This window comes from Photorhabdus sp. RW14-46 (genome assembly GCF_963887965.1).
GTDB lineage: Bacteria > Pseudomonadota > Gammaproteobacteria > Enterobacterales > Enterobacteriaceae > Photorhabdus > Photorhabdus laumondii.
Map to the genome: position 1 here is coordinate 15,194 of NZ_CAWPHH010000033.1, position 24,170 is coordinate 39,363.

The 24,170-nt window shown below is 43.1% G+C and carries 20 protein-coding genes and 1 pseudogene; 10 read left to right on the top strand and 11 right to left on the bottom strand.

Translation table 11 applies throughout. From position 1 onward, the window contains the following. Positions 1-6: 6 nt before the first annotated feature. From AACQ38_RS19690 to AACQ38_RS19715, 6 genes are all read right to left on the bottom strand, one after another. Positions 7-705 (bottom strand): fimbrial biogenesis chaperone, encoded by a 699-nt coding sequence (locus AACQ38_RS19690; RefSeq protein ID WP_011144891.1) that lies wholly within the window; start codon positions 703-705, stop codon positions 7-9. 67 nt (positions 706-772) lie between these two features. Next, positions 773-1,354, bottom strand: coding sequence for a fimbrial protein (locus AACQ38_RS19695; protein ID WP_011144892.1), 582 nt, complete (start codon positions 1,352-1,354; stop codon positions 773-775). 832 nt (positions 1,355-2,186) lie between these two features. Then, positions 2,187-3,308, bottom strand: a complete 1,122-nt coding sequence (locus AACQ38_RS19700; RefSeq protein ID WP_011144893.1) for a DUF4056 domain-containing protein — start codon at positions 3,306-3,308, stop codon at positions 2,187-2,189. Beyond that, positions 3,305-4,450 (bottom strand): BamA/TamA family outer membrane protein, encoded by a 1,146-nt coding sequence (locus tag AACQ38_RS19705; protein ID WP_165578866.1) that lies wholly within the window; start codon positions 4,448-4,450, stop codon positions 3,305-3,307. The genes AACQ38_RS19700 and AACQ38_RS19705 overlap by 4 nt, the downstream gene beginning before the upstream one ends. Then, positions 4,450-5,436 carry a hypothetical protein gene (locus tag AACQ38_RS19710; protein WP_165578881.1) on the bottom strand — a complete coding sequence of 329 codons (987 nt, stop codon included), beginning with the start codon at positions 5,434-5,436 and terminating at the stop codon, positions 4,450-4,452. Before AACQ38_RS19710 ends, AACQ38_RS19705 begins: the two co-directional genes overlap by 1 nt. 176 nt (positions 5,437-5,612) lie before the next feature. Continuing rightward, the gene (locus AACQ38_RS19715; RefSeq protein WP_113026830.1) at positions 5,613-6,806 is read right to left on the bottom strand and encodes a benzoate/H(+) symporter BenE family transporter; all 1,194 of its coding nucleotides are present in this window, start codon (positions 6,804-6,806) and stop codon (positions 5,613-5,615) included. A gap of 143 nt (positions 6,807-6,949) precedes the next feature. Here AACQ38_RS19715 and AACQ38_RS19720 point away from each other — a divergent pair, with 143 nt between their 5' ends. Both AACQ38_RS19720 and AACQ38_RS19725 read left to right on the top strand, forming a co-directional pair. Beyond that, positions 6,950-7,105, top strand: a complete 156-nt coding sequence (locus AACQ38_RS19720) for a hypothetical protein (RefSeq protein WP_207631931.1) — start codon at positions 6,950-6,952, stop codon at positions 7,103-7,105. Between the two features lie 114 nt (positions 7,106-7,219). Continuing rightward, a complete protein-coding gene (locus tag AACQ38_RS19725; protein ID WP_011144897.1) occupies positions 7,220-7,888 on the top strand; it encodes an epoxyqueuosine reductase QueH in 669 nt (222 codons plus the stop codon). Between the two features lie 116 nt (positions 7,889-8,004). Here the strand turns inward: AACQ38_RS19725 and AACQ38_RS19730 are convergent, their stop codons facing one another. After that, positions 8,005-8,223 (bottom strand): hypothetical protein, encoded by a 219-nt coding sequence (locus AACQ38_RS19730; RefSeq protein ID WP_113043867.1) that lies wholly within the window; start codon positions 8,221-8,223, stop codon positions 8,005-8,007. Positions 8,224-9,167: 944 nt separating this feature from the next. On the opposite strand from AACQ38_RS19730, the gene AACQ38_RS19735 reads away from it, so the two are divergent. Together AACQ38_RS19735 and AACQ38_RS19740 are read left to right on the top strand one after the other, a co-directional pair. Further along, a complete protein-coding gene (locus tag AACQ38_RS19735; protein ID WP_165578867.1) occupies positions 9,168-10,760 on the top strand; it encodes a toxin in 1,593 nt (530 codons plus the stop codon). Beyond that, entirely contained in the window at positions 10,708-11,094 is a 387-nt protein-coding gene (locus AACQ38_RS19740; RefSeq protein WP_165578868.1) for a hypothetical protein, read from the top strand. The genes AACQ38_RS19735 and AACQ38_RS19740 overlap by 53 nt, the downstream gene beginning before the upstream one ends. On the opposite strand, the gene tcaC is transcribed toward AACQ38_RS19740, so the two are convergent. Both tcaC and AACQ38_RS19750 read right to left on the bottom strand, forming a co-directional pair. Then, positions 11,054-15,511, bottom strand: coding sequence for an insecticidal toxin complex protein TcaC (gene tcaC / locus AACQ38_RS19745; protein WP_165578869.1), 4,458 nt, complete (start codon positions 15,509-15,511; stop codon positions 11,054-11,056). The genes AACQ38_RS19740 and tcaC overlap by 41 nt on opposite strands. 220 nt (positions 15,512-15,731) lie before the next feature. Further along, positions 15,732-16,022: pseudogene (locus AACQ38_RS19750) on the bottom strand (hypothetical protein); the annotation flags it as partial. 250 nt (positions 16,023-16,272) lie between these two features. Between AACQ38_RS19750 and AACQ38_RS19755 the strand changes: the two are divergent. Both AACQ38_RS19755 and AACQ38_RS19760 read left to right on the top strand, forming a co-directional pair. Next, complete coding sequence (locus AACQ38_RS19755) at positions 16,273-16,410, top strand: hypothetical protein (RefSeq protein WP_158536608.1); 138 nt, start codon at positions 16,273-16,275, stop codon at positions 16,408-16,410. Positions 16,411-16,421: 11 nt separating this feature from the next. Then, positions 16,422-17,195 carry a TatD family hydrolase gene (locus AACQ38_RS19760; protein ID WP_165578870.1) on the top strand — a complete coding sequence of 258 codons (774 nt, stop codon included), beginning with the start codon at positions 16,422-16,424 and terminating at the stop codon, positions 17,193-17,195. Positions 17,196-17,251: 56 nt separating this feature from the next. Here AACQ38_RS19760 and AACQ38_RS19765 read toward each other — a convergent pair whose 3' ends face one another. Then, on the bottom strand, positions 17,252-17,947 hold the full coding sequence (locus AACQ38_RS19765) for a phosphohydrolase (protein ID WP_207631935.1): 696 nt from the start codon (positions 17,945-17,947) through the stop codon (positions 17,252-17,254). A gap of 372 nt (positions 17,948-18,319) precedes the next feature. Here AACQ38_RS19765 and AACQ38_RS19770 point away from each other — a divergent pair, with 372 nt between their 5' ends. From AACQ38_RS19770 to deoD, 4 genes are all read left to right on the top strand, one after another. Further along, a complete protein-coding gene (locus AACQ38_RS19770; protein ID WP_173362516.1) occupies positions 18,320-19,585 on the top strand; it encodes a NupC/NupG family nucleoside CNT transporter in 1,266 nt (421 codons plus the stop codon). A 326-nt stretch (positions 19,586-19,911) separates the two neighbouring features. Continuing rightward, positions 19,912-20,691, top strand: a complete 780-nt coding sequence (deoC, locus tag AACQ38_RS19775; RefSeq protein ID WP_165578871.1) for a deoxyribose-phosphate aldolase — start codon at positions 19,912-19,914, stop codon at positions 20,689-20,691. 199 nt (positions 20,692-20,890) lie between these two features. Beyond that, on the top strand, positions 20,891-22,114 hold the full coding sequence (gene deoB, locus AACQ38_RS19780) for a phosphopentomutase (protein WP_165578872.1): 1,224 nt from the start codon (positions 20,891-20,893) through the stop codon (positions 22,112-22,114). Positions 22,115-22,196: 82 nt separating this feature from the next. Then, positions 22,197-22,913: a purine-nucleoside phosphorylase gene (deoD, locus tag AACQ38_RS19785; protein ID WP_011144906.1), complete on the top strand. Its 717-nt coding sequence runs from the start codon at positions 22,197-22,199 to the stop codon at positions 22,911-22,913. Between the two features lie 90 nt (positions 22,914-23,003). Here deoD and AACQ38_RS19790 read toward each other — a convergent pair whose 3' ends face one another. Next, positions 23,004-24,158, bottom strand: a complete 1,155-nt coding sequence (locus tag AACQ38_RS19790) for a trans-sulfuration enzyme family protein (RefSeq protein WP_011144907.1) — start codon at positions 24,156-24,158, stop codon at positions 23,004-23,006. Positions 24,159-24,170: the final 12 nt, after the last annotated feature.

A 24,170-nucleotide genomic window follows, 5' to 3' on the forward strand; every position in this document is an offset into this window, starting at 1 on the left:
ATATCACTATTGAAGTGGTAAAGTTAATTTATTTATAGCACCAAAATCATCAACAATAGCCAGAGTTAATTTGTCTCCAACTTTTACTTTTTCATTGGTACTGAATGAATGAGAAGAGAACGGTTTTATAATTGTTCCTTCATTGAGTAAGTTAGGTTGAGTGTCAGAAGATTTAAGGCCGACAATACTCATGAAATAGGGTGATGCATTTTCCAATTTTAGTTGGCTACCCTCACGTTTTAATACAATATGTTGTTGGATCTGTTTAGGTAAGATAGAAAGCTTATCAGGCCGGTAGAAAAATTTGATCCGGGTACGAATTGCGATTTGCATAACGTTTTTATCACTAATATTTTCTGCAACGGGAGGAATATCCAGAACATTTAAATAAAACAGCGATTCACGATCCGTGGGTAGATTGTTACTGATGTATTTAATTCTTAATTGTTGCCCGTTATTGCCATCAATTTTGACGACTGGAGGGGTGAGTAAAAAGGGGACTTTAGCTGTTTCAGGTGTTGAATTAGGATCGCCATCATCTATCCAGGATTGTACCAGAGAGGGTTGATCCCCTGCATTTAATAATTGAACTGATACCTCTTTATTACTGGCTGGGTAAATAACACGTGTTGTGTTAATAACGATGTTAGCATGAGCAGATAAAGTCGTTATCCCTAATAATATAGTTAAAAATAATTTCTTCATAACGTTATTTTTGCCAAATTAAATAAGCCTATTTATCTAAATAGGCTTTATTTATTGTAGTAAATCATTATAAATAAGTAACGTGATAAGTAACCATTGTTACTATTTTACCGTGATCTGCATCACCAGCGCCTACTTTGTAATATTTCGCATAGAAATCGACAACTTCAGGTATTGTCTCAGAGCCTTTGATTCCTGTATCAAACGCTTTATTCAGCATAATAGGGTTATTTTCTTCGGCGTGTTTAACAATCGCGATACCTACGTTTTTCGGCTTACCATTTGCATTAAGTTCTTGGTTAACCAGGTACTTAGCATCGTTAGAAATAGTATGTGATGATGAGAACTGGATTTTCAACATAGAGGTTGCTGGATCAAAACCAACGGCTTTGGACTGGCAGTTAGAAAATTCTAGTGAAAATGCTTTCTTACCAAAATCAATTAAGCCTTCTTTTTGTCCGGCTTGAGTGACTGAGATCGGTTCCAATATAATCGACAGATTAGCTGAAGCACCACCATTAATAGTACAAGTGGCATCAGTGACTGCACCAGAGAAATGTAATGTACCGCCGGCAGCATCATTGGCTGCAACAGCAGAACCCGTAGCAAAAATAAGCGCAGCGGTGGTTGATAACGCTAGTTTATTCATTTTTCCTCTCCAGGAGTAGGGACATCTTAATTGGCTTTATCAGGGGGGTGAAGATAGGGGCCCTGAATCCCCCAATACATCAGAAAAATTAAAAAAACAATATGAGTATTTATCTATTAAATTGATTTAATATTATAAATTTAAAATAAAAATCAATATATTATATGGTCGAAAATAGTTTAGTAACTTGAGTTTTAGTTGAATAAATCTAATTGTTGCCAATGAAAGTTCTTATTTTATCTACTTAGATAAAGCTGATATTGTTTATACATATTTATAACTTGGAAACGTATATTATAGACGATTAAACCTATTTAAGAAGGGATTTTTATTATTTAAGTTAAATTAAGAGTGAAAGTCTAATTTTTCGATAAAAATAAGTGTAATACACAGATTGAGAGTGTAATTAAGAATTATATTCTTGTTTTTGTGATCTTTTTGATATTTTGTTTCTTTTTTTGTTGTTGTGCTGGTTAATATTCTTATGATTTTTTAATTTGTTTTTTTAGATGTTATGTAATATTAATTATTTTATATCAGTTGTTTATTGGTGTTTTATCTTTGTAAATATTTCAATACGATTTTTTTATCCTGTGAAATAATTCCTTATTGATGTAGGCTTTCTCTTTATAGATTAATTTAAGTAGGGTGGGCATAGTTTAGTTTTATTATAGATGATGTTGAGTTTATATTATGATGTAACATTATGGAAATAGTAAATTATAATTGATGATATTACAAAGGAATTATTGTTTGAGAAATAGTAATCTAAAATCTCTCATATATTTTAACTCATAATGTTATATACATTCTTTCATAGAAAATATATGCATCAATGATTCTCTTGTTGTTCTTTTGCTTTTTCTGCCAATTGTGGAAAATCAAGAGCAATCCAATAACTTTCTGGTACAGGAAGATCTTTCATTTGGCGGCTAGGCCACAATTGTAATTCGGCCAATTCAGATAATCTGTAGCCAGTATATTGTTGTGGCAGGGTAAGTCTGAGTGGAACTTGCTGTTCTGTAGGCACCATATTAGGGGTACGATCGCTGTGAGTATGGAAATCACGTTGAAGGATTAAACGTTTATCAGGCACGCGACGTTTGCTGTCCCACCAGATACCATCAACCTGTTCAAACATTTTCCGTGTTTCATCAGGGGATAAGGCTTCTAGTTCACGTAGTGCAGGAGGCAGAATAGCTTGCATTGATAGACGGTACTGTTTCATTGACGGTACTTGCCCAGCCAGTATCAAAGAGAGGGAAAGACGAGCGCCTAATAGATTGGAGTAGAGATCTTCAGGAGAGAACGCAGATACTTTTTCAGAAAATCCCGGTACAGACTGATAACCGTACCATTGGGCGATTTCATGCCATGCAGCAAGTTCAAAAGCCAATTTTGCGGCTAGATAAGCAGTTAAGGTATAACGTTGTTCTATCGATGCTGGTGGTGTGAATTGATAGAATTGGATACGGCGTAATGCTAATTCGCTGCTGAGTTCTATTTGCCACTCTTCTCCAAGACGAGGCCAGATTTGACTGAACAGAAAAACCGCATTATCAGCGGTATCCCGTACATGGGAAATATCAATGAATCCGCCCCGGCGGGTATATATCATCCCCACTTTTTCATTACTGAGCCCTGTTAATGAAGCAACGGTACCAAAAAAACTGTTGTTATAATTATGTGCCCCAAGATTATCGGCATCCAGCACATTACTTATGTGGTAAAAAGGTACTGGAATGGTCAGTAATTCAGTTTTTAAATTGTAGCCAAAAGCACAGCAAGCTCTTAATCCTTCGGGAGAGGGAATCGGAGCAAGAACCGGCCATGCACGGGTGGCTTCGGCGGTTGTTTCACTATTTAAGTCAGGTTGTACTGGTGCGATTGAAGAAAAAGTTCCCTGGCATCCTGCGACTAACGTTAAAGCAGTAATCCATAAACGCAATTTCAAAACGCCTCTCCTACCTGAAAATAAAATCCATTGCTTTTTTTACCGATACCAAAATCCAGCCTGACATTCATTTTAGGTTTGAATTCAAAACGATAGCCTGCGCCAACGGTGGGTAACCAGTTTTCTGAGCCAATATCTTTTGCATAATGGCTTAGAGTGCCCGCCCCAGCCCATAGAACAAAGCCATGTCGCCAGTCCAATTTGTGCCGATATTCCAATTGGGTGCTGATAACATTTTTGTCCCGGTATCTGCCTTCATAATATCCGCGCATCCGATGACTATTACCTAGCATTGACAGCATATTCCAGGGCACTTGGCCGTCAGTGAAACGACCATAACTATCGAATGCCAGTACAGATTTTTCATCTAATTGATAATAGGTGCTGTATTGCATATCAACGGTATTAAACCGGCGGTCACTGCCTAATGCCGGGGAAAAATGGGTATAGGTAATATCAAGAACGTGTCCTTGATGAGCGTTAGGCAGAAAATCCCGAGTGTCATAGCTGAAATAGGCACTGACGCCTGAACTCAATATGGACCGGCCATCGTTTTCTGCTGCAAAAAGTTTTTTAGCACCGTTATCAGGGTCTTTGGCATGTAATGATGAAAAATTCCAGCCAGCGCCTAAATAGGTAGAATCAGCAACTCGATAGAGAACTCTGGGTTGCAAGTGCAGTTCCTGTGAGTGATATTTTTCTTTGCGATCATCTGTCTTACCTGCTTGATATCCTGTTCCCCAGTAGTAGGTGGGAACGTTGTTCAATGTACCGGAAAGAAAAAAACGCCATTGATCATCAGCAAAGAAATTGTAGTTATCAAATGTGAAGCCAAAGGCACCTGTTGAAGAGGCAAATCCATTCAGGGAAAGAGAAGAGATTTGGCTGGTATGATCATTATTATCTGGCCGATAGAGACCAATGACAGCAACACCGAGACCAGCACCTAACTCTGGAGTGTAGAAAGGGCCGGGTAAAATGCCCCAGTCAATCGCTTTACTGCTGTCATAGGTATTACTGCCACCTAATTTTTCTAGCCAGCCATCGATTTTTTTCCTGCTGAGTCGTGCTTCGCCATATGAGAAATCAGAAATAAAAAGGCTGACTAAAGCCAGCCCATATAAAGTACAGCGGATGTTCATTAAAAGCGGAACTCTCCTGAAATATAGCAACTGTTACGTTTGTTAAAGCCAACTTCAGTCAGTAGATTGAAATTGCGTGTGACTTCCAGTCTTGCACCAACGGTATTATTCCAGCGGGATGCAACATGCTGTTTTACTTTGAATTTCATACTTTCATAATCGTCGAATGCACTTACTAATTTATCAAACATGGGGGGTAAATCCAGATTACTAATATTTCCCTCAAATTTCTGAGTAATTTTCTGGTACATACCACCGGTCCATACCTGCAATTTGGTATTTCCTTGGCCTGGGATGATTGGCTGGAATATAAACTCATAACCAACACGTGGTGTAACAACCAGAGCGCTAATTTTACCATCCAGAATATCTAGATTAGTGTAGGTATAGTTAGTATCAAGTGTACCGAAAAACTGATCGTAACCTCCTGCTAGAGTAAAACCGCCACCATAGGTTTTACCTTTAAAGTCCAATTTGAAAGGAATATCTTTCATATCAGGAATAGGGAAACCACTAAATCTGATTCCCTCAATGTTGGTTTTCGATGATCCTTTTGTCCAACCATAAACGCCATAAACATTCAGAAAAGGTAGAACCCAGGCATCTAGTTTGAGCATATGCGACTCATTCTTTTCTCTGGTTTTACCTGTCTGGATATCCAGCGCATCTTCAAAACCTGGGGTATTCGGTATAATGATTTTAATATCGTCTACAATGATATTCTGCCGCATATTCATATAACCGTAACTGGCGCCAAAAGGTTCCGGTAGGTCATAACCTTTAGCTCTGGCCTCGTCACCCCAAATTGGGAGTATTCGTGATTCTTGCTTATTTGGTTTTCTGGATAAACTACCATCAGCAGTCGTTTGGTTTCCACCGGACTGGCTGACAGAGAGTGAAAGAATTGGGCGGTCATCAGCGTAGCTATAGGGGATTGCCAGGCAGGATGAAAGAACAGCTAACTTGCTAATATCAGAAAATTTTATGTCAAAAAAATTCATAATAGGAAGCTCGGTTTTGCTAGTAGGGGAATTAAAGTTTTCATTTAACGTTATTGATTTCTCACCGTAATATTTAAAGCGCAACAAACCCGGCAAATTAGCACAAGTTGTATGGATAAGAAATATCATAAGATGCTGAAATGTATAATTTTGCTGTATGTTTAATAAGCACTTTTGTTTTTTCTGGGCAACGATGATAGGAACATAGTTATTACGCCACCTATTAATCCCCAGAATGCAGCTCCTACACCAAGTAATGTTACGCCAGATGCGGTGATTAAAAATGTTATTACCGCAGCGTCCCGTTGTTTTTCATTCTGTAGCGTTTGTAGCAGGCTGCCGGAAATTGTTCCAAGCAATGCTAATCCGGCAATAATATGAATAAGTGCTGCCGGTAGCGCGCTGAATAACATACTGATTGAACCACCGAACAGCCCTGCTATCAGGTAGAACACACCTGCTACAGCAGCGGCCATATAGCGGCGATTTGGGTCAGTGTGGATTTCCGGACTCATACAAATTGCTGCCGTAATGGCGGCAATACAGACGGAAAAACCACCAAAAGGTGACAAGATCAGTGAAATGAGTGCAGTCCAGCTTATCAGTGATGAAACAGAAACTGGATACCCTGCGGCTTTCAGTGTGGCTACGCCGGGTGCGTTTTGGGATGCCATCGTGACGATGAAAAATGGAATACCGACACTCAATAACGAAGAGAGTGTGAAACTGGGCGCAATAAATTCAGGGGCAACAAATGCGACTGTGGATTGTTGTTCAAAGTGAATACCTCCCTGTAAAGCGGCGATAATCAGCCCCGATAATAGTGTTAAGATGATGGCATAGCGGGATAAATATCTGCGTGCCAGAAGATAAGTTAAACACATTCCGGCAGTCAGTACGAAGTTGACTGAAAATGAGGAAAAGGCATCCAAACCAAAGCGTAATAGAATACCGGCTAACATAGCGGCGGAAAGTGCCTGTGGGATATAGTTCATCAATCGAGCAAACAGACCAGTAATACCGCACAGCAAGATCAGCGCTGAGGCAAAGATAAAGATACCAATGGCTTCATTGATTGATGTTCCTGGTAGCGTTGTCGCCAGTAGCGCGGCACCCGGTGTTGACCATGCGGTAAGGACGGGGATACGGTAATAAAGCGATAGCCCTAGGGAGCTGATACCCATCCCAAGCCCTAGCATACTTAGCCAGCCGCCGATTTGCATGGTGGTGGCACCTGCGGCTTCCGCAGCCTGAAAGATAATTGCTGCTGAACTGGTATATCCAACTAAAACAGCGACAAATCCGGCGGTGATTGCCGGAAAAGAGAGGTCACGCAGAGAAATTGCATGGCGCATCGTGGTCTCCATTTAAATTATTTTGGTTAAAAGCATCTGAATTTGGCTATAATTTGATTAACTATCAGCGTAAAACACATTTATCCGTAGTGAACTTCCTCGCACAAACTTTGATAACAACACTATACCCTATGGATTTCAAGATGCTTCGCGACGGCAAGGGAGTGAATCCCGGGAGCATAGCAAACTATGTGACCGGGGTGAGCGAGCGCAGCCAACAAAGAGGCAACTTGAAGGATAACGGGTATATATATGACAACAACACAATAACTGATAGAGATTGCCGGAATTCCAACTAATTGAATATTATCGTAAAGGTAAGTCAGTCATAGGATAAATTTTTGCCGAAAAATTTGAAGCTAAAAATAACTATATTCTATAATCAATTCTTATAATTATATGGAGCCTGCTAAATGGAAAACTATGTTCGCCCTGTTTTAACGTTACCGGATAATGCGGAACGATTATTATTGCACTCTTGTTGTGCTCCTTGTTCTGGTGAAGTGATGGAAGCGCTACGTGCTTCTGGAATTGATTACACCGTCTTTTTCTATAATCCGAATATTCATCCCAAACGGGAATATTTAATTCGCAAAGAAGAGAATATTCGTTTTGCGGAGCAACACAATGTGCCATTTGTCGATGCGGATTATGACAGCGATAACTGGTTTGAACGTGCTAAAGGCATGGAATTGGAGCCAGAAAGAGGTGTTCGCTGCACCATGTGCTTTGATATGCGTTTTGAGCGTACTGCTTTGTATGCTTATGAAAATAATTTCAGCATTATTTCAAGCTCATTGGGCATTTCCCGCTGGAAAAACATGCAGCAGATAAATGATTGTGGAAAACGAGCGGCAAGTCAGTATCCGGGGATTCAATACTGGGATTACAACTGGCGTAAACAAGGTGGTTCAGCTCGGATGATTGAAATTAGTAAACAGGAAAGATTTTATCAGCAGGAATATTGTGGTTGTATCTATTCATTGCGTGACACGAATAAACACCGTAAATCTCAGGGACGGGATATCATCAGGATTGGTGTTAAATATTATGGTGATGAAGATACTGAAGGGGCTTGTTAAGCTTTTCACGATAGCCTGTTGAGGGGGGGATTTCCCCCCTGAATTTACAGTTATGATACGACTAAACTTGTGTCATAACGATTGCGGACATAAATAGTAGTTTTAGGCCGGAAAACTCAGTGAGCCTTCTTCTTGGCTTCTTTGCTTTTTGCCTTCTGGTGTGAGCGTTGTTTGGGGGCGGTTTTGCCAGATTTCTTCTCTGCTTTGGTATTTTCCATATGGGAAGACGTCGCCTTGGTATTCGAAGATTGGGGGGCGGGTGTGCTAGGTGCAGCCAATACCGCGCCAGAGAATAACAGTGATAATACAGTTATAGATAAGCCTAAACGTGTCATGATAATTTTCCTGTGTTTTAACTTTGTTTCACTTGCTGGAATACATTTTGCGCGACTCAGTAAGCTACTTGCTATTCCAGATTTGTTTTAACGCACAGTGAGTATACGGGCCTGATCATTAATTCAGCAATTTAAGATAATGCTTTTTTATAGTTTTTTATAATTCGTTGAAGAATCGTTGAAGTTTTTGGGCATAATTTGCCTGATAACAGAGGGTGTTTATTTAAAGCGGTGGGTTTTCTATTGACATGTATACCCCGGGTTTTGTGCGTTGTTCGTGTTAGCTGTTCATTCATAAGCAGGTTTGCACAAGCTGTAATTAATTATTATTGCCAGTCTGCTTGCACACTATTTATAACTTATAGGTTATAGCCTATAGGAAATAATCATGTTTTAATGAAATAAACGTAGTCTATTTATATTTTCGCTGAAATATGTTATTTATTTAATGCCAAATCTATTCATTAAAGTAATACTTTCTAGGCTCAATTGCGGAAGGAAATAATTATCTCTAAAGTGTTACACCTGTAGTAATTAATTAACATAGGTATAATCTAGTGAAATTATCATGTAATAATATTGTTTTTTATTTAGATAGATTAAAGAGAAATATTATTACAACTAATTTCTATCTCTTTTGTGGACAATGGTGAAAACTATACTATTATGAAATTGGTGCATTGAAATAATTAATGCTGATATATACCCTATGGATTTCAAGATGAATCGCGACGGCAAGGGAGTGCAGCCAACAAAGAGGCAACTTGAAAGATAACGGATATAACAGTTCAGTAACTACATCACAGTCTATAATAACAGACTGAGCATATTAACGCTCTATTAGGGAAAAACTTATACCGTTCATGATGAAAAGGCAATGAGGCGTCATGATAACTCATTGGCTGTAATCGGAAGAGTAATGTTAACCAAGTGGAGATAGATATATGTCTAAATACAAATTAAACCGATATTTATTAGCGAGTTCTATATTATGTTTTTTCACATCAGGAAATGTTATTGCCGCCAACCCTAAAATATCTGCATATTATCTGAGTGGGCCTGCTGCACAGGTGGATACTCAAGAATATTATGCCAGCCTTGATAATTTTAAAAAATTAAGTAGAGATATCTCTAAGAACAAGAGTAACTTTAATACGTTGGTATTGTCTTTCGTCCAGCCTGGTTTTGTTAATTATGAAAAAAATAGCCTGAAATGTTCAGGATTGTTTGGTTATACCTGTACTTCTGGTCAAAGTATTAGCACCAAAGAAGCTGAAAATGCTAGGGCTGATTTTATGGCATTAAAAGGTGTGATTGCTGATTTAAAATCTCATGGTGTGAGCACTTATATTGCAGTAGGTGGATGGAACTTTAGTTGTTATCCAAAAATTTATGATATAACTGCCAGCAAAAAAGATGCTTGTGGTAATGAACCCGGTGCGGTTTATGACATCTTCCCTAATCCCCTGACTAAAATTCCTCGATTTGACAGTACTATTACGGGTAAAGCAGCAGATAAGGCATATAGAAATATTGTCAATTTGGCTGCTAACTTGGGAGTCGAGGGAATTGATGTGGATTATGAAGAATTCTGGCACGCTGATATTAATGCAAAAAGCTGGAAATTAACGCCTGACTCAATCAAGGTTCCCCTTAATAACAGTGAAACTCTTATTACATCAACTTTAATAGCAAAGGGACTAGGCGGTTATGTTTATGATGCGTCAATGAAGATTGTTCCTGGTGCAGAAAAAATTCCCCGTGCAATGCCTGCAACCGTGGATAAATTCGCCGCTATTTTAAAATCTTTTTACACTTCAATTAATGCCGTTAAACCATCACTTAAGCTAAGTATTGCAGGTCCTGCAACGGGAGGTATCCCGAATATGTCCGCTAATTGGGGAACCAATGCGAGGAATAGTGATATTTATGGTGGTGCTTGGTGGGGAGGAAATCTCTATGGTTTAATTTATAATACCGCGCTGAGTTATCCCAGTCTGATCAACCGACTCAGTTATATTGGTGTGATGACCTATGATTTAAGTGAAAAAGATTGTGGATTTATTGGAGGAGGTGAAACATATATTCCTTGTGACCTTCCTGGACAGGTTAAGTATTATTATGGGCAATATATTAATTGGCTTAAATCGGGCAATGAAGTTGTTACCTTTCATATCAAACTGAAAGGGGCACGTAATTACGCTCAGGCATCAGTTCAACCGCAAAAATTATTGGTTTTGCCGCCGATTACCGTTGGATTTGAAGTTGGTAGACCCGCAACCGGTAATTTACCGCTGACGAAGAGCGCTCTTAACAGCATATTAGATGGTACGATCAAATATGGTAAAACGGGTCTGATAATGTGGGATCTATTTAAGAATGAACGTTATGACGGTAGTAACTGGAAAGATGAGTGGGCAACACCTAATGATCTTTTGTCTACAGCTTGCAAAAAAATAGGGCTGACAGGAGAGCATTATAATTGTGATAGTTCTGTCCCGACACCTGATCCTGTTCCGGCTTTTATTAAGAAATAACATTGACGTTGATATTTCATTTTTAATTCTGCAAGTATATACCCTATGGATTGCAAGATGCATCGCGACGGCAAGGGAACGAATCCCCGGGAGCATAGATAACTATGTGACCGGGGTGAGTGAGTGCAGCCAACAAAGAGGCAACTTGAAAGATGACGGGTATATATGTGGGTTTCCTTTAAAGGTGATTTGCATTATCAAAACGGTGGAACTTATCGGAAATACTAAATTTTCAAAGTTGATAGATACTGCCCCGCAATATACCGCGGGGCAACAGATAAAAATAGGTAAAACTATGGGGTTCTTGATGCGGTATCGTTTTCATCCTCACTGACGATAAACCACGGAGTGTACTGTTTTTCTCGCAAATATTTCTTAGCGGTGATGACCTTGTATTCCCGTCCCAGTGGATCATAAAGGTGGGTATCGGCAAACAGGTCATCTCGTGCGCTGTCATCACTAACGTAGCGCCAGTTATTCAGAAAATAGGGTTGATAAGTACGTACCGGTTGGCCTTTATCGTCATATTCTGTGCGACCGGAAACGGCCCATCGGGTGTCTGTAGCGGCACTGACCAGAGCGCCATTTGCATCCACAACCAGCCCACCGTCCTCTTTACGTTGCCAGGCATCACCGGGCTCATGACGGACTGAACTCTGGAGTAACCGGCCAAAACCGTCACTAAAACTCACGGTCTGTTGGTGCTGTTGTTGCGGATCGTTATCGTAGCGATCAGTGGTGATCCCCAGTACATGTGGAGGTAAACGGGGAATACTTGCCAATAGCGAGATGAGTTGAATCGTGAGGTTCTGCTGACCTATTCCCCGTTTCCCGCCTAGCGCACACACTTTCCCATCTTCGGTAACCATATGAGCGGCACGCAGTTGCGCCCATAGCGCTTCTGCCTCTTCTGGTGACTGAGAAAGCTGAGACAAAGATAACAACGGCATCCAGCTATCAACGGCATAGACTAAACATTGGGCAACGGGGAGTACTCCTGTTAACGCTAGCGCTTTATCTACGGAATCCGGTGGTGTAAAGGGCTGATTAGAATAGCCTGTGGCTTGTCCTGCTTCCGTACCCCAGAACCGGCTGGTGGTCACGCGACCTAGCGCGTCCAGTGTCACAATATGTTGATTATCATTAATATCTGTCAGTTGTACCGGCGTAAGGAAACGATAATCGTAACGGGCTTGCGTCGTTAATCCAGCGGCATCCTGAGTCTGAATTATTACGCAATGATGGGTATCCCAGGTCAGAGTGGTTTTCCCTGTCAGTAACGAGTTACGCTGAGTCTGAGGCCGCCAGAACTGGGTGGCATCACCGTAATCGGTATAGCCTTGCCGTGCCACCCATACTGGGCTTTCTGATCCGGTATTAAATAACCGCGCGACTTGCTGATAACCGGCCTGTGTCAGTGTGGTATTCAACCCCTGTTCTTCAATCACCCCTTCATACGCCTGTAATGAGGTATCGTCCATCATGGCGGTTTCTTGAAACGCTACCAGCGCCTGTAACGTGGGCTTTTCTAGTGTGACTTCCGATTGACCGGCGGTGTAAAACGTCTGTTGTTGCCCCAGATAAACGGCTGCTTTTTCATCTGCTAGTAGGCCATCGGCTTTCAGCAAGACTTCAAGAGAGATCCCTTCGGTTGGAATTTTGGTCCGGTCATAAGTATAAACATCACGGCGTTGTGCATTTGGTAAACCTAATCGCCAGTTTTCTCCGTCAGTCAGGTGATGCCAGCTATTTTTTTGCCTCACCAGACGTAATCGTTGTTGCTGGTCATCATAGCTACTGTCGAATAGTGTTTCCGGCAGGGTAGGTGGGTAGGGATTTACCGCCGGTTTTTCGCGGCGTGGCCAGGCAATATCGACACTTTGCAGTGATTGACCAAAGATATCGTGTTGCAGTCGGATACTCTGGCTGAGCTGTGGATCACTGATGATACGTTCATAGTGGTAGCTGCGATTTTCAATGGCAGTCACCCAGGCAGATAATTCGGTTTCTTTCTCTACGGGAATAGAGCGTACCTGATAGCGTGATTCACTGACGGTATAAGGCACCGTTTGACTGTCCGTTCCGTCCAGACCGTAGAGCTCGGTGCGTAGCAGTTGGCCTTTAAGTGCCCGCGTCAGCCAGTTACGTTGTGTCTCATTGGGGGTGAATGCTTGATCTGTCTGGTTAGCGTTATCCCAGACGGTATAACGGGTTTCAAATCCGCTATAAGCCTGAGTATCTGCCTGCCAATATTCTGTGGCTAATTGGCTGTCTACGTCATCTATCCCGGTGGCAAACCAGCTAATGCTCAATGACGGTGCCGCCTGTTCGGGGGCGGTGCCGTGAGAAAATGTTGTGGTATCTGTCTGTTTGACGCAACCAAATCCTCTGAATTCCCGCTCTTTACCATCCCAAACACCGTGGCTGTAGCTGACTGCACTCGTGAGCCGGTTACCGCTGATTTCATCCTGAATTTCGGTATGCCACAGCAGATGCATTGGAAACGGCAGGTAACAAGCTGGAGATTTGCCTGCTTTGGTGAGTTGTAATTTCTCATCCAACCAGAATTGCGCGGAGCTACGATAATGTAGAGTGTGATGTGCACCCCGGTTATTGTTCATCACATTTAGCAACCAAGGTTTGGTTAGCGACAAATCGCAACGCCAGTGATGTGGTGCCATATGTGGCACTGTCAGGATCAGACTGGCTATCCCTAGCCCTTGAATATCAGCGACTTGGAGTTGGCAAGTATTGTCAAATTGTACGCCTTCTGGCAAAGCTAACGTCAGCGGGGCATCAAATTGATTACCACTTTGGTTGAGATAAATGAGCAAAGAGCCGGATTGCGCATAGATAATGTCAGTGGTGCCGGAGCCGTCGATATCCGCCAAAAACAGCCGTTCGGGATTGAAGCTAGTTTCGGGCTGGTTAAATCCTGGCAGGGTCAGTGGTTGACCGAAACGGCCATGTCCCAGATTAGGCCAACAAGTGACGCGATTAGCCCTGATTTCCACTAGATGCTGTTGACCGGAACCGAGCATATCGCTGAAAGCCACCAGTTTGCGGGCGTCGGTTCCAGTAACTGGCAGAGTGATACCTGTGGATTGGGGGACATCTTGTCCTTTACGCCAGCCGTTTCGTTGGTTGGCGTACAGACGCACGCTTTTCGGCCCGATCAACACTAAATCGGATAAGCCTGCCCCGGTAAGGTCAGCGAACTGGATGCTTGGGTGAAAATATTCTACTGGCAAGGCATTGATTGGCGTAAAGTGCGTCCATTTTCCATCGGGTTGCTGGCTATGGTATCCGCGAATACCGGAGGCGGTGATTACCCAATCCAGTTGGCCGTCTCCGTTGATATCCATCAATGAGGCATTATCCTGCAAACTGGGTAGGGTAGGCAGTGGGGCGATTTTGTCGTAAGTGACGGCATTACTATCCCCGTCTTCCTGACGTTGCGGCGCTTTATACCACCAAGCACCGCGATCTTGGTACAGCATACCCGGCAACCCTTCTCCTCGCAGATCAACCAATTGATAACGTTGCTGCGAGTTAAAATTATCTAGTGCATCAAAACGTTGCCATGTTGGCATCTTCTCTAGGTTGAACCGCTGCCAGGCCAACTCTAATGGTGGCAGAGTGATTGGGCTGCCATCCGGTTCGTGACTCAATTGGCGGGCGGCAATCAATGTGGTGACGCTGGCATTTCTATCGTAATCCAGTATTAAGCGTCCAACCAGTTCCGGGGCGTCATTGGTACCGGCTTCTCCGGCCATGAGCGCGGTACGGTGAAACATCAGTACTTGTTGGCATAAGCGGCGAGTACGTACTTCAAAACCGTATTCATAGCGAGAGAAGATATCCTGGCGTACAGGCCATTGTGCTGTACCTGCATCCCATTTCGGCACGGTATGAAGTGACGTATCGCGTTCACCGTGGTCAAAGACCAGATGAAACAGCCACTCTTCCGGTGTCGGAGGTGTGTTATCCAGTACGAACAGGCTGGTTTGCGGTTTGATGTTACCGTAGTTCACCTGTACCAGATAGCGCTGTGCGGTAGCATTGGGGTGAGCGGTTTTTTCATTGTCGTCACAATGGGTTTCATCTTCGGCTCGGTATTGATAACTGACATGTTCACCGGTTGGTGTCACGGTTTCTTCCAGCAACCACTGGGCGATTTGTTGATCATTTTGCGGATTTGCCAGACAAGCCTGTGCGGTTTTCCCTAAGATGTGCAGTTGGCCGTCCGGTGACGATATCAGCCAGAAAGCGCGTCCTTCTTGACCGGAGGCCGGTTGCCAGTATTCGATTCTGCTGAAATCCACGATCTGGCGGGCTTGATAGCGGGTCACGGTATAGGAGATTGGCAAGGTCACGCCTTGCCGCGTCTTAACGTCTTGACGGATATCTGGTTGCCCTTGGTTATTTAGGGCAATATTCATGACTTCGCCTTGTGGAGATAAGAACGTGTCGTCATTACCGTATTGTGGAATGCCATGTTGGGTGCGTCGGCTAATAGTCATGACGCCACATTGCCAGCCGATACCGAAAGGCCCGTTACCTGCACTACTGCTGTAAAGCAGCGATAATCCAGGCGCAGTCCCTCTGCCAGTCGAAAGGGGCAACGGCAGAGATAGAGTGGCCATTCCATCAGGGCCGGCAGCACTTAGCGCTTCTCCCATGCCATTGATAGCTCCGCCACCTTTGGGAAGTGACAGCGTTGTAATCGATACTTCTGGTGAATCCTGCATAAAAGTACTCCTTAATAACAGGCCCCTAATAGGGAGGGACCTGTGATCGACAAAGAAAAAAAATTTATGCGTCTCGAATGATGTAATTCAGATGCACAATGATGTCACTCAGATTGGCAACTAGCCCACGTTGCGTTCTTTCTTTACCGGCATGGAAAATATTGAGCTCCAGTGTACCGGTTGTTGCTTTTCGACCTTCAAAAGGCAGAAAACGGCTATCTAGGTTGCTCAGAGTGGTACTACCGACATTCAAACTTTGTCCGACACGTAACCAGGTCAGACGTTGCCAAAGTGATGTAAAACTTTTCGGCCAGTTATTTTCTCCTAATAGCAAGGTATTCACTTGCGTTATCGTACCTTTATCCATCTCATGCAATGTGGCGATAAGTGAAGCTGCATTTTCAGCCGTCATATCTTTAGCATTTAATTGATCGAAATAGCGGATCATTTCATCACGGGAAACGGTGACCTGAGTTTGCCACTATTTAAAACATGATAGTGTGAGTAATAAGTGAGTTTTAGTGGTACAACTATTGAAGCGGCGGCTTGATCTGGATTACCCGCAATCAATATCTATCTTAGGTATTTAGAATCATTTTCACTATTTGGTAAGAGTGTTAACTGATGGAGGAATGACTTTATAGCGTGAAAGCTTATTATGTTAAGCTTAATTTTTATTAATGTAGGAATAAAAAATTAATTTAATCATAGCGGTAAAGAAACCTCGTAAAAGTTTCAGACTGAAAATAATCAGACTTGAATTGATCGGGGCATTTCTGGTCTTTTACCGGGTGATGGCTCCTCGCCTTATCGGCATAGATATCTACACAGTTTCCGTCAAAAATGGTATTGATATTCAGTATGCCCTCAATTTTTCTATCGTCAGAACAGATAAATAACGGATAGTTTCATGTTTATTGATACTCACTGCCATTTTGATTTCCCTCCGTTTCGTGATGATGAACAGCAGAGCCTGCAACGGGCGGCACAGGTTGGTGTGGATAGAATTATTGTCCCCGCTATTAGTAGTGCAAATTTGCAACAGGTATCTGAATTGGCTTGTACTTATCCTGCAATTTATGCTGCATTGGGTTTACATCCTCTTTATATCGATCAACATCAGGAAGCGCATCTTGCGGATTTGGAATCGTTTCTGAAACAGAAACACGAAAAGTTGGTGGCGGTTGGGGAGATTGGGCTTGATCTCTATATGACTGAACCCCAATTTGAAAAACAGAAAGCGTTGTTATGCGATCAATTGCGGTTAGCAAAACAGTATGAACTGCCGGTTATCCTTCATTCCCGAAAAAGCCATGATCAACTGGCAGCGATCCTAAGAAGAATCAACCTTCACCGTACCGGTGTAGTACACGGATTTGCGGGTAGCTTATCGCAGGCGGAGGCTTTTATCGGTTTGGGATATTACCTTGGGGTAGGGGGAACCATTACTTATGAAAGAGCGCAGAAAACACGTCGCGTAATGGCTGAACTCCCGTTAACGTCTCTGGTGCTGGAAACCGATGCTCCAGATATGCCGCTTTTCGGTTTTCAGGGAGAACCTAACCGGCCGGAAAAAATTGCCGGAGTTTTTGCTTCGTTATGTGAGCTCCGCCGCGAAGCTCCTGATGAGATTGCTCGCCAACTTTATCATAACAGTGTTGAGTTATTTGGATTAATTATATGATTTACAGAGTGATTTTAACGACTATTGGTAAAGCTCCAAGGTTATAATATTTGCAATTAATTTTCCTTGAAAAAATCCTTTATAAATTCATCCGTATCAATTAAATCACCTTTAATTTCGCTCGACAGTTTGCTCAAAAAGTCAACCAAATATTGGGCATTCAATTGTGCAATCTTCTTACCCTCTGTGGTATTCATTTTTTCGGGGAGTTTAAATAACTTTGTCTGAAAGTGATCGATTGTATAGGATTTGTCATCCAAGGGGCGATTAAGTGCAAAGGGATCATCATGATGAAAAAGCCCCTGACCGAGCATACCCGCTATATAAAATACTCTGGCGAGTCCAATAGCCCCTAATGCATCCAATCGGTCTGCATCTTGGAGTATTTTAGCTTCTATTGTTTTGGCAGGTAAGTTTGCGCTGTAGCTATGGGTTATAATGGCGTGTTCTACCGCATCATAAAGTTCTTTTGGGAATTCTGGAAATTCAATAGATAGAATTTTTACGGCTTCCTGTGCTGCAAGTTTTGAAGACTGTTTTTTTTCTGGATGATCCTTTGGTAATGACACAATGTCATGTAAGTAACTTGAGGCAATGATAATTAAAGGCTCACCTCCTTCTTTCTCCATGATTCTTTTCGCGTTATTTGCAACACGGATCAGATGCCCAATATCATGAGCATTATCATTAGAGTGAGCGAGTCGATGTTTCAAAAACTCTCTCAAGCGTTCTTCTAGCATATTGGTTTTCATTATTTTCATATAATATGTCTTCTATCTTCTATCTTCTATCTTCTATCTTCTATCTTCTGTCTTCTGTCTTCTGTCTTCTGTCTTCTGTCCTTTAGCTGTGCTTACCTGATAATTATTTCTTAATTGTTGATTATTTTGCCATTCCGAGATTAGATTATCTATTGAAGATTATTTCCGCAAATTTGTGTGATTCACATCACATTTATCATTTTTTTATTGCTTTTTTCAGTAGATATTTGTGATGTCAATAGCTTGTTCATTCCGATGACTGAGTATAATCAGCGCCGACTCATCGTCAGTGAACGATTTACGTTCAACTGGCATATTTAATTTATTATTAAGTGAACAGGGATTCTTCCAATGCAACTCTTTATGAGCTTGGTCGGGATGGTAGTGCTGATTTTGATCGCAGTACTCTTTTCCAGTAATTATCGCGCTATTAAACTCCGTACTGTCCTTGGTGCCTTTTTGATTCAGATCGCTATCGGTGCTTTTGTACTTTATGTTCCCGCAGGTAAGAAAATATTAATGGGTATGTCTGAGGGAGTTTCTAGTGTTATCCAGTTTGGTCAACAAGGAATGGATTTTATTTTTGGTGGATTAGTTTCCCCCAAAATGTTTGAACTGTTTGGTGGTGGGGGATTTGTTTTCGCCCTGCGTGTACTGCCTATTATTGTTTTCTTCTCTTCATTGATTGCAGTGTTGTACTACATTGGTGTTATGCAGCTAGTTATCAAAGTCTTGGGGGGGGGACTGCAAAAGATTCTCGGAACTTCACGTACAGAATCTTTGTCTGCGACAGCGAATATTTTCGTGGGCCAAACTGAGGCACCACTGGTTGTTCGCCCTTATATTGCGACTATGACTCAATCTGAACTGTTTGCGGTAATGAGTGGTGGTCTGGCATCCGTTGCGGGTTCAGTACTGGCGGGTTATGCATCAATGGGTGTTCCTTTGGAATATCTGATTGCGGCTTCCTTTATGGCGGCACCAGGTGGCCTGTTGTTCGCGAAATTGATGGTGCCTGAAACTGAAAAGCCACGCGATACTGTTGATGCAATGTCACTGGTCGCTGAAGAGGAACGTCCTGCTAACATTATTGATGCAGCCGCCTCTGGTGCTGCTTCTGGTATGCAATTGGCATTGAACGTCGGGGCAATGTTATTGGCGTTTGTTGCCCTGATTGCATTGTTGAATGGTATTCTCGGTGGAATCGGTGGTTGGTTTAATTATCCACAACTTTCTCTTGAACTGGTGTTGGGGTGGGTCTTCGCGCCAATTGCTTACCTGATTGGTGTTCCGTGGAATGAAGCAACGGTAGCAGGTTCTTTCATCGGTCAAAAAATAGTTGTGAACGAATTTGTTGCTTTTATGAATTTCGGTGCCTATTTGAAACCGGATGATGTGGTTATGGCGGCGGGTTTGCAGGTTCTATCAGATCATACTAAAGCAATTATCTCCTTCGCATTGTGTGGTTTTGCTAACCTTGCTTCCGTTGCTATCCTGCTAGGGGGTCTGGGCGGTATGGCACCGAACCGCCGCGGAGATGTTGCTCGTTTGGGAATGAAAGCCATTATCGCGGGCACATTATCCAACTTAATGAGTGCAACTATCGCAGGCTTCTTCCTGGCTCTGTAACGTTGCTGAAATTAGGCAGGTGGGATAATCCCGCCTGCAATCTATCGTCCTACCGGTTTATCTTTAATTCGTGATGAAGAAGCAGCGTCTTTATACTCTTTATACTCTATTGTTTGTTGGACGTGAGTTATACCCGTCATCTTTCAAGTTGCCTCTTTGTTGGCTGCACTCACTCACCCCGGTCACATAGTTCTCTATGCTCCCGGGGATTCGCTCCCTTGCCGCCGCAATGCATCTTGAAATCCATAGGGTATATATTTTTTGTCGTGTATTATTTGGTGATAATCTAGCAGAAGCTAGCCGCGATAATAACGTTGGAGAGTTTTATGACCGATTTAACCGCAGCAGCGCAGCGTGCGCTGAGTTTGATGGATTTAACGACACTCAATGATAATGATACCGATGAAAAAGTGACGGCACTTTGTCATCAGGCGAAAAGCCTCGCGGGCAATACTGCGGCTATCTGTATCTACCCTCGTTTTATTCCTCTGGCACGTAAAGTATTACGTGAACAGGGCACACCTGAAATCCGCATTGCAACAGTGACAAACTTCCCACATGGTAATGACGATATTGACATCGCTTTAGCTGAAACCCAAGCGGCTATTGCTTATGGCGCTGATGAGGTCGATGTGGTTTTCCCATACCGTGCATTGATGGCCGGTAATGAACAAGTCGGTTTTGAGATGGTAAAAGCGTGTAAAGCCGCCTGTGCAGAAGCGGATGTGCTGCTAAAAGTTATTATTGAAACTGGTGAACTGAAAGAGGCATCTCTGATCCGTAAGGCATCTGAAATTTCAATCAACGCGGGTGCCGATTTTATCAAAACATCTACAGGTAAAGTGCCGGTTAACGCGACATTGGCAAGTGCTGAAATCATGATGAAGGTGATTCATGAGATGGGTGTGGGTGAAACGGTTGGCTTCAAACCGGCTGGTGGCGTGCGTACCGCTGAAGAGGCTGCACAATATCTGGCATTAGCTGATCATATCATGGGTGACAAATGGGTTGATGCCCGTCATTTTCGTTTTGGGGCTTCTAGCTTGTTAGGCAACTTGCTAAATACTCTGGGCCATCAGGGGCAAAAACAAAGCAGCCATTATTGATAATCGCTCACCGCATCAGTCGGCGCGTAACGGCTTTAATCATGATTAATACCCTATGGATTTTAAGATGGATCGCGACGGCAAGGGAGTGAATCCCCGGGAGCATAGCGAACGATGTAACCGGGGTGAGTGAGTGCAGCCAACAAAGAGGCAATTTGAAAGATAACGGGTATAGCGTGATTTGACGCAGGAGAAAATTATGAAACGTACATTCATCATGGTATTGGATTCTTTTGGCATTGGTGCCAGTAAAGATGCCGAAAAATTTGGTGATCAAGGATCTAACACCTTGGGGCACATTGCAGAAGCGTGTGCCCGTGGTGATGCGGATATCGGTCGCAAAGGGCCTCTGTATTTGCCGAACTTAAGCCGTTTAGGTTTGGGGAAAGCGACTGAGGAGTCCTGTGGAACTTTCCCTGCCGGCTTGGATAAAGACGCGGACATTATTGGTGCTTACGCTTACGCCAGTGAACTCTCTTCCGGTAAAGATACACCGTCAGGTCATTGGGAAATTGCCGGTGTCCCGGTGCTGTTTGACTGGGGTTACTTCAAAGATGAAGAAAACAGCTTTCCGCAGGCATTGTTGGATAAACTGGTAGAACGCGCAAATCTGCCAGGTTATCTCGGTAACTGCCACTCTTCTGGTACGGTTATTCTGGATAAACTGGGTGAAGAGCATATGAAAACGGGTAAACCGATTTTCTATACTTCCGCTGATTCGGTATTCCAGATTGCTTGCCACGAAGAGACATTCGGTTTAGATCGTCTGTATGAGCTATGTGAAATCGCCCGTGAAGAATTGACTGATGGCGGTTACAACATTGGCCGGGTGATTGCGCGTCCGTTTGTTGGAGACAAAGCGGGTAACTTCCAGCGTACCGGTAATCGCCATGATTTAGCGGTAGAGCCACCTGCTCCCACCATACTGAAAAAATTAGTCGATGAGAAAAATGGCGAAGTCGTTTCTATCGGTAAAATTGCCGATATCTATGCAAACGTCGGCATTACGCAAAAAGTGAAAGCGACCGGCATTGATGCATTGTTTGATGCAACGCTGGTGGAAATGGAAAAAGCGGGTGACAACACCATCGTATTCACTAACTTTGTCGATTTCGACTCTTCTTATGGTCATCGTCGTGATGTTCCGGGTTATGCGGCGGCATTGGAACTGTTTGACCGTCGTCTGCCTGAAATGCTGAAGCGGGTGAAAAATGATGACATTTTAATCCTGACCGCCGACCACGGTTGTGATCCAACGTGGGCTGGTACTGACCACACACGTGAGCACATTCCGGTGCTGATTTATGGACCAAAAGTGCAACCTGGTTCATTGGGTCACCGTGAAACTTTTGCTGATATTGGACAGACAGTCGCTAAATATTTTGAACTGTCGCCAATGGAATATGGCAAATCAATGCTCTGACCCCACTTATTTGGCTGCTTTTCTTTTAGGCAGCCATATATCACTAAAATAACCATTAAATAAAAAAATAAGGAATTTAATTATGGCCACGCCTCATATTAATGCTGAGATGGGTGATTTTGCAGACGTTGTTCTGATGCCAGGCGATCCATTACGTGCGAAATATATTGCTGAAACTTTTCTGGAGAATGTGCGGCAGGTAAACGATGTACGCGGTATGTTGGGGTTTACTGGTACTTATAAAGGCCGCCCAATTTCTGTGATGGGGCATGGTATGGGTATTCCATCCTGCTCTATCTATGCGAAAGAGCTTATCACCGATTTCGGTGCTAAAGTTCTTATCCGTGTAGGTTCCTGTGGTTCAGTACGTCACGATGTTAAATTGCGTGATGTCGTTATTGGCATGGGGGCATGTACTGATTCCAAAGTTAACCGTATACGCTTTAAAGATCACGATTTTGCGGCGATTGCTGATTTCGATCTGGTCCGTAATGCTGTTGACGCGGCTAAAGCAAAAAACATCAATGTGCGTGTAGGTAACATCTTCTCGGTTGAACTGTTCTATACACCTGATCCACAACTGTTCGATATCATGGAAAAATATGGCATTCTGGGCGTAGAAATGGAAGCTGCGGGTTTTTACGGTGTTGCGGCTGAATATGGCGCAAAAGCACTGACTATCTGTACCGTTTCTGATCACATCCGCACTCATGAAAAACTGACCGCCGAGGAACGCCAGACGACTTTCAATGAAATGATTGAAATTGCACTGGAATCCGTTCTGTTGGGTGATAAATAATTCCGGTTCTACATTTGCTGTTGATTGCATAAAAAGAGCCGTTTTTATTTAAATGCCAGCCAGTTGAAAAAATTGGCTGGCATTATTCTTTTATTGAGCGGCTTTTTCCAACGCTTGAGCCAAATCGGCGATAAGATCCTCTGCATCCTCTATACCCACAGAAATGCGTACCAACTGTGGTGTGATCCCAGAAGCAAGGCGTTTTTCTAATGGAATAGACGCGTGAGTCATACTGAATGGTTGGCTGATCAGGCTCTCCACCCCGCCCAGACTTTCTGCCAGGGTAAATAGTTTTAGCTCTTGAATTAACCGGCGGGCATAATCATCATCACCTTTTAAGTGAACAGAAATCATACCACCAAAGCCTTTCATTTGACGCTTCGCCAATTCATGCTGTGGATGGGAAGCGAGACCGGGATAGAAAACGGTTTCGATCTGAGGTTGTTGCTCCAGCCAATGTGCGATCTTTGATGCACTATCAATGTGGCGCTGCATACGTAGGGCAAGTGTCCGCATTCCGCGCAGCACCAGGAAACTACTAAAGGGATCGAGCACGCCACCGACAGAGTTTTGCAGAAAACCAAGTTTTTCTGCTAGTTCTGCATTTTTTCCGACGACGGCCAGTCCTGCGATCACATCAGAGTGGCCGTTTAAATATTTAGTGGCGGAGTGCACGACGATATCAAATCCCAAATCAACTGGGCGTTGGAGATATGGTGAAGCGAAAGTGTTATCTGCAACACTAATAATACTGTGACGTTGCGCTATTTGTGCGATAGCCGTCAGATCTGCCAGTTTCAGCAACGGATTGGTAGGAGTCTCCACCCAAATCATTTTTGTGTCGGGACGAATGGCTGCTTCAAGGCCGGAAATATCATTGGCTTCCACGTAAGTGACACGCAAACCGGCGGTGCGGCTACGTACTTTTTCGAGTAGCCGGTAGGTACCACCGTACAGATCATCGACTGCCACCAAATGGCTATCCTTATCCAAGAGTTCTAGCACCGTGGAACTGGCAGCGAGCCCTGAACTAAAAGCGTAGCCTCGGCTACCGTTTTCCAGTTCGGCGATCGCGCTTTCCAGAGCATCACGAGTTGGGTTGCCACTACGGGAATATTCATAACCAGTGTGTTGACCGGGGGCTGATTGGGCGTAAGTTGATGTTGCATAAATTGCCGGCATTACCGCACCCGTGTGATCTGGTGTGTAGCCGGCGTGAACAGTTTTAGTATCGAACTTGGTCATAAAGTCATTCCT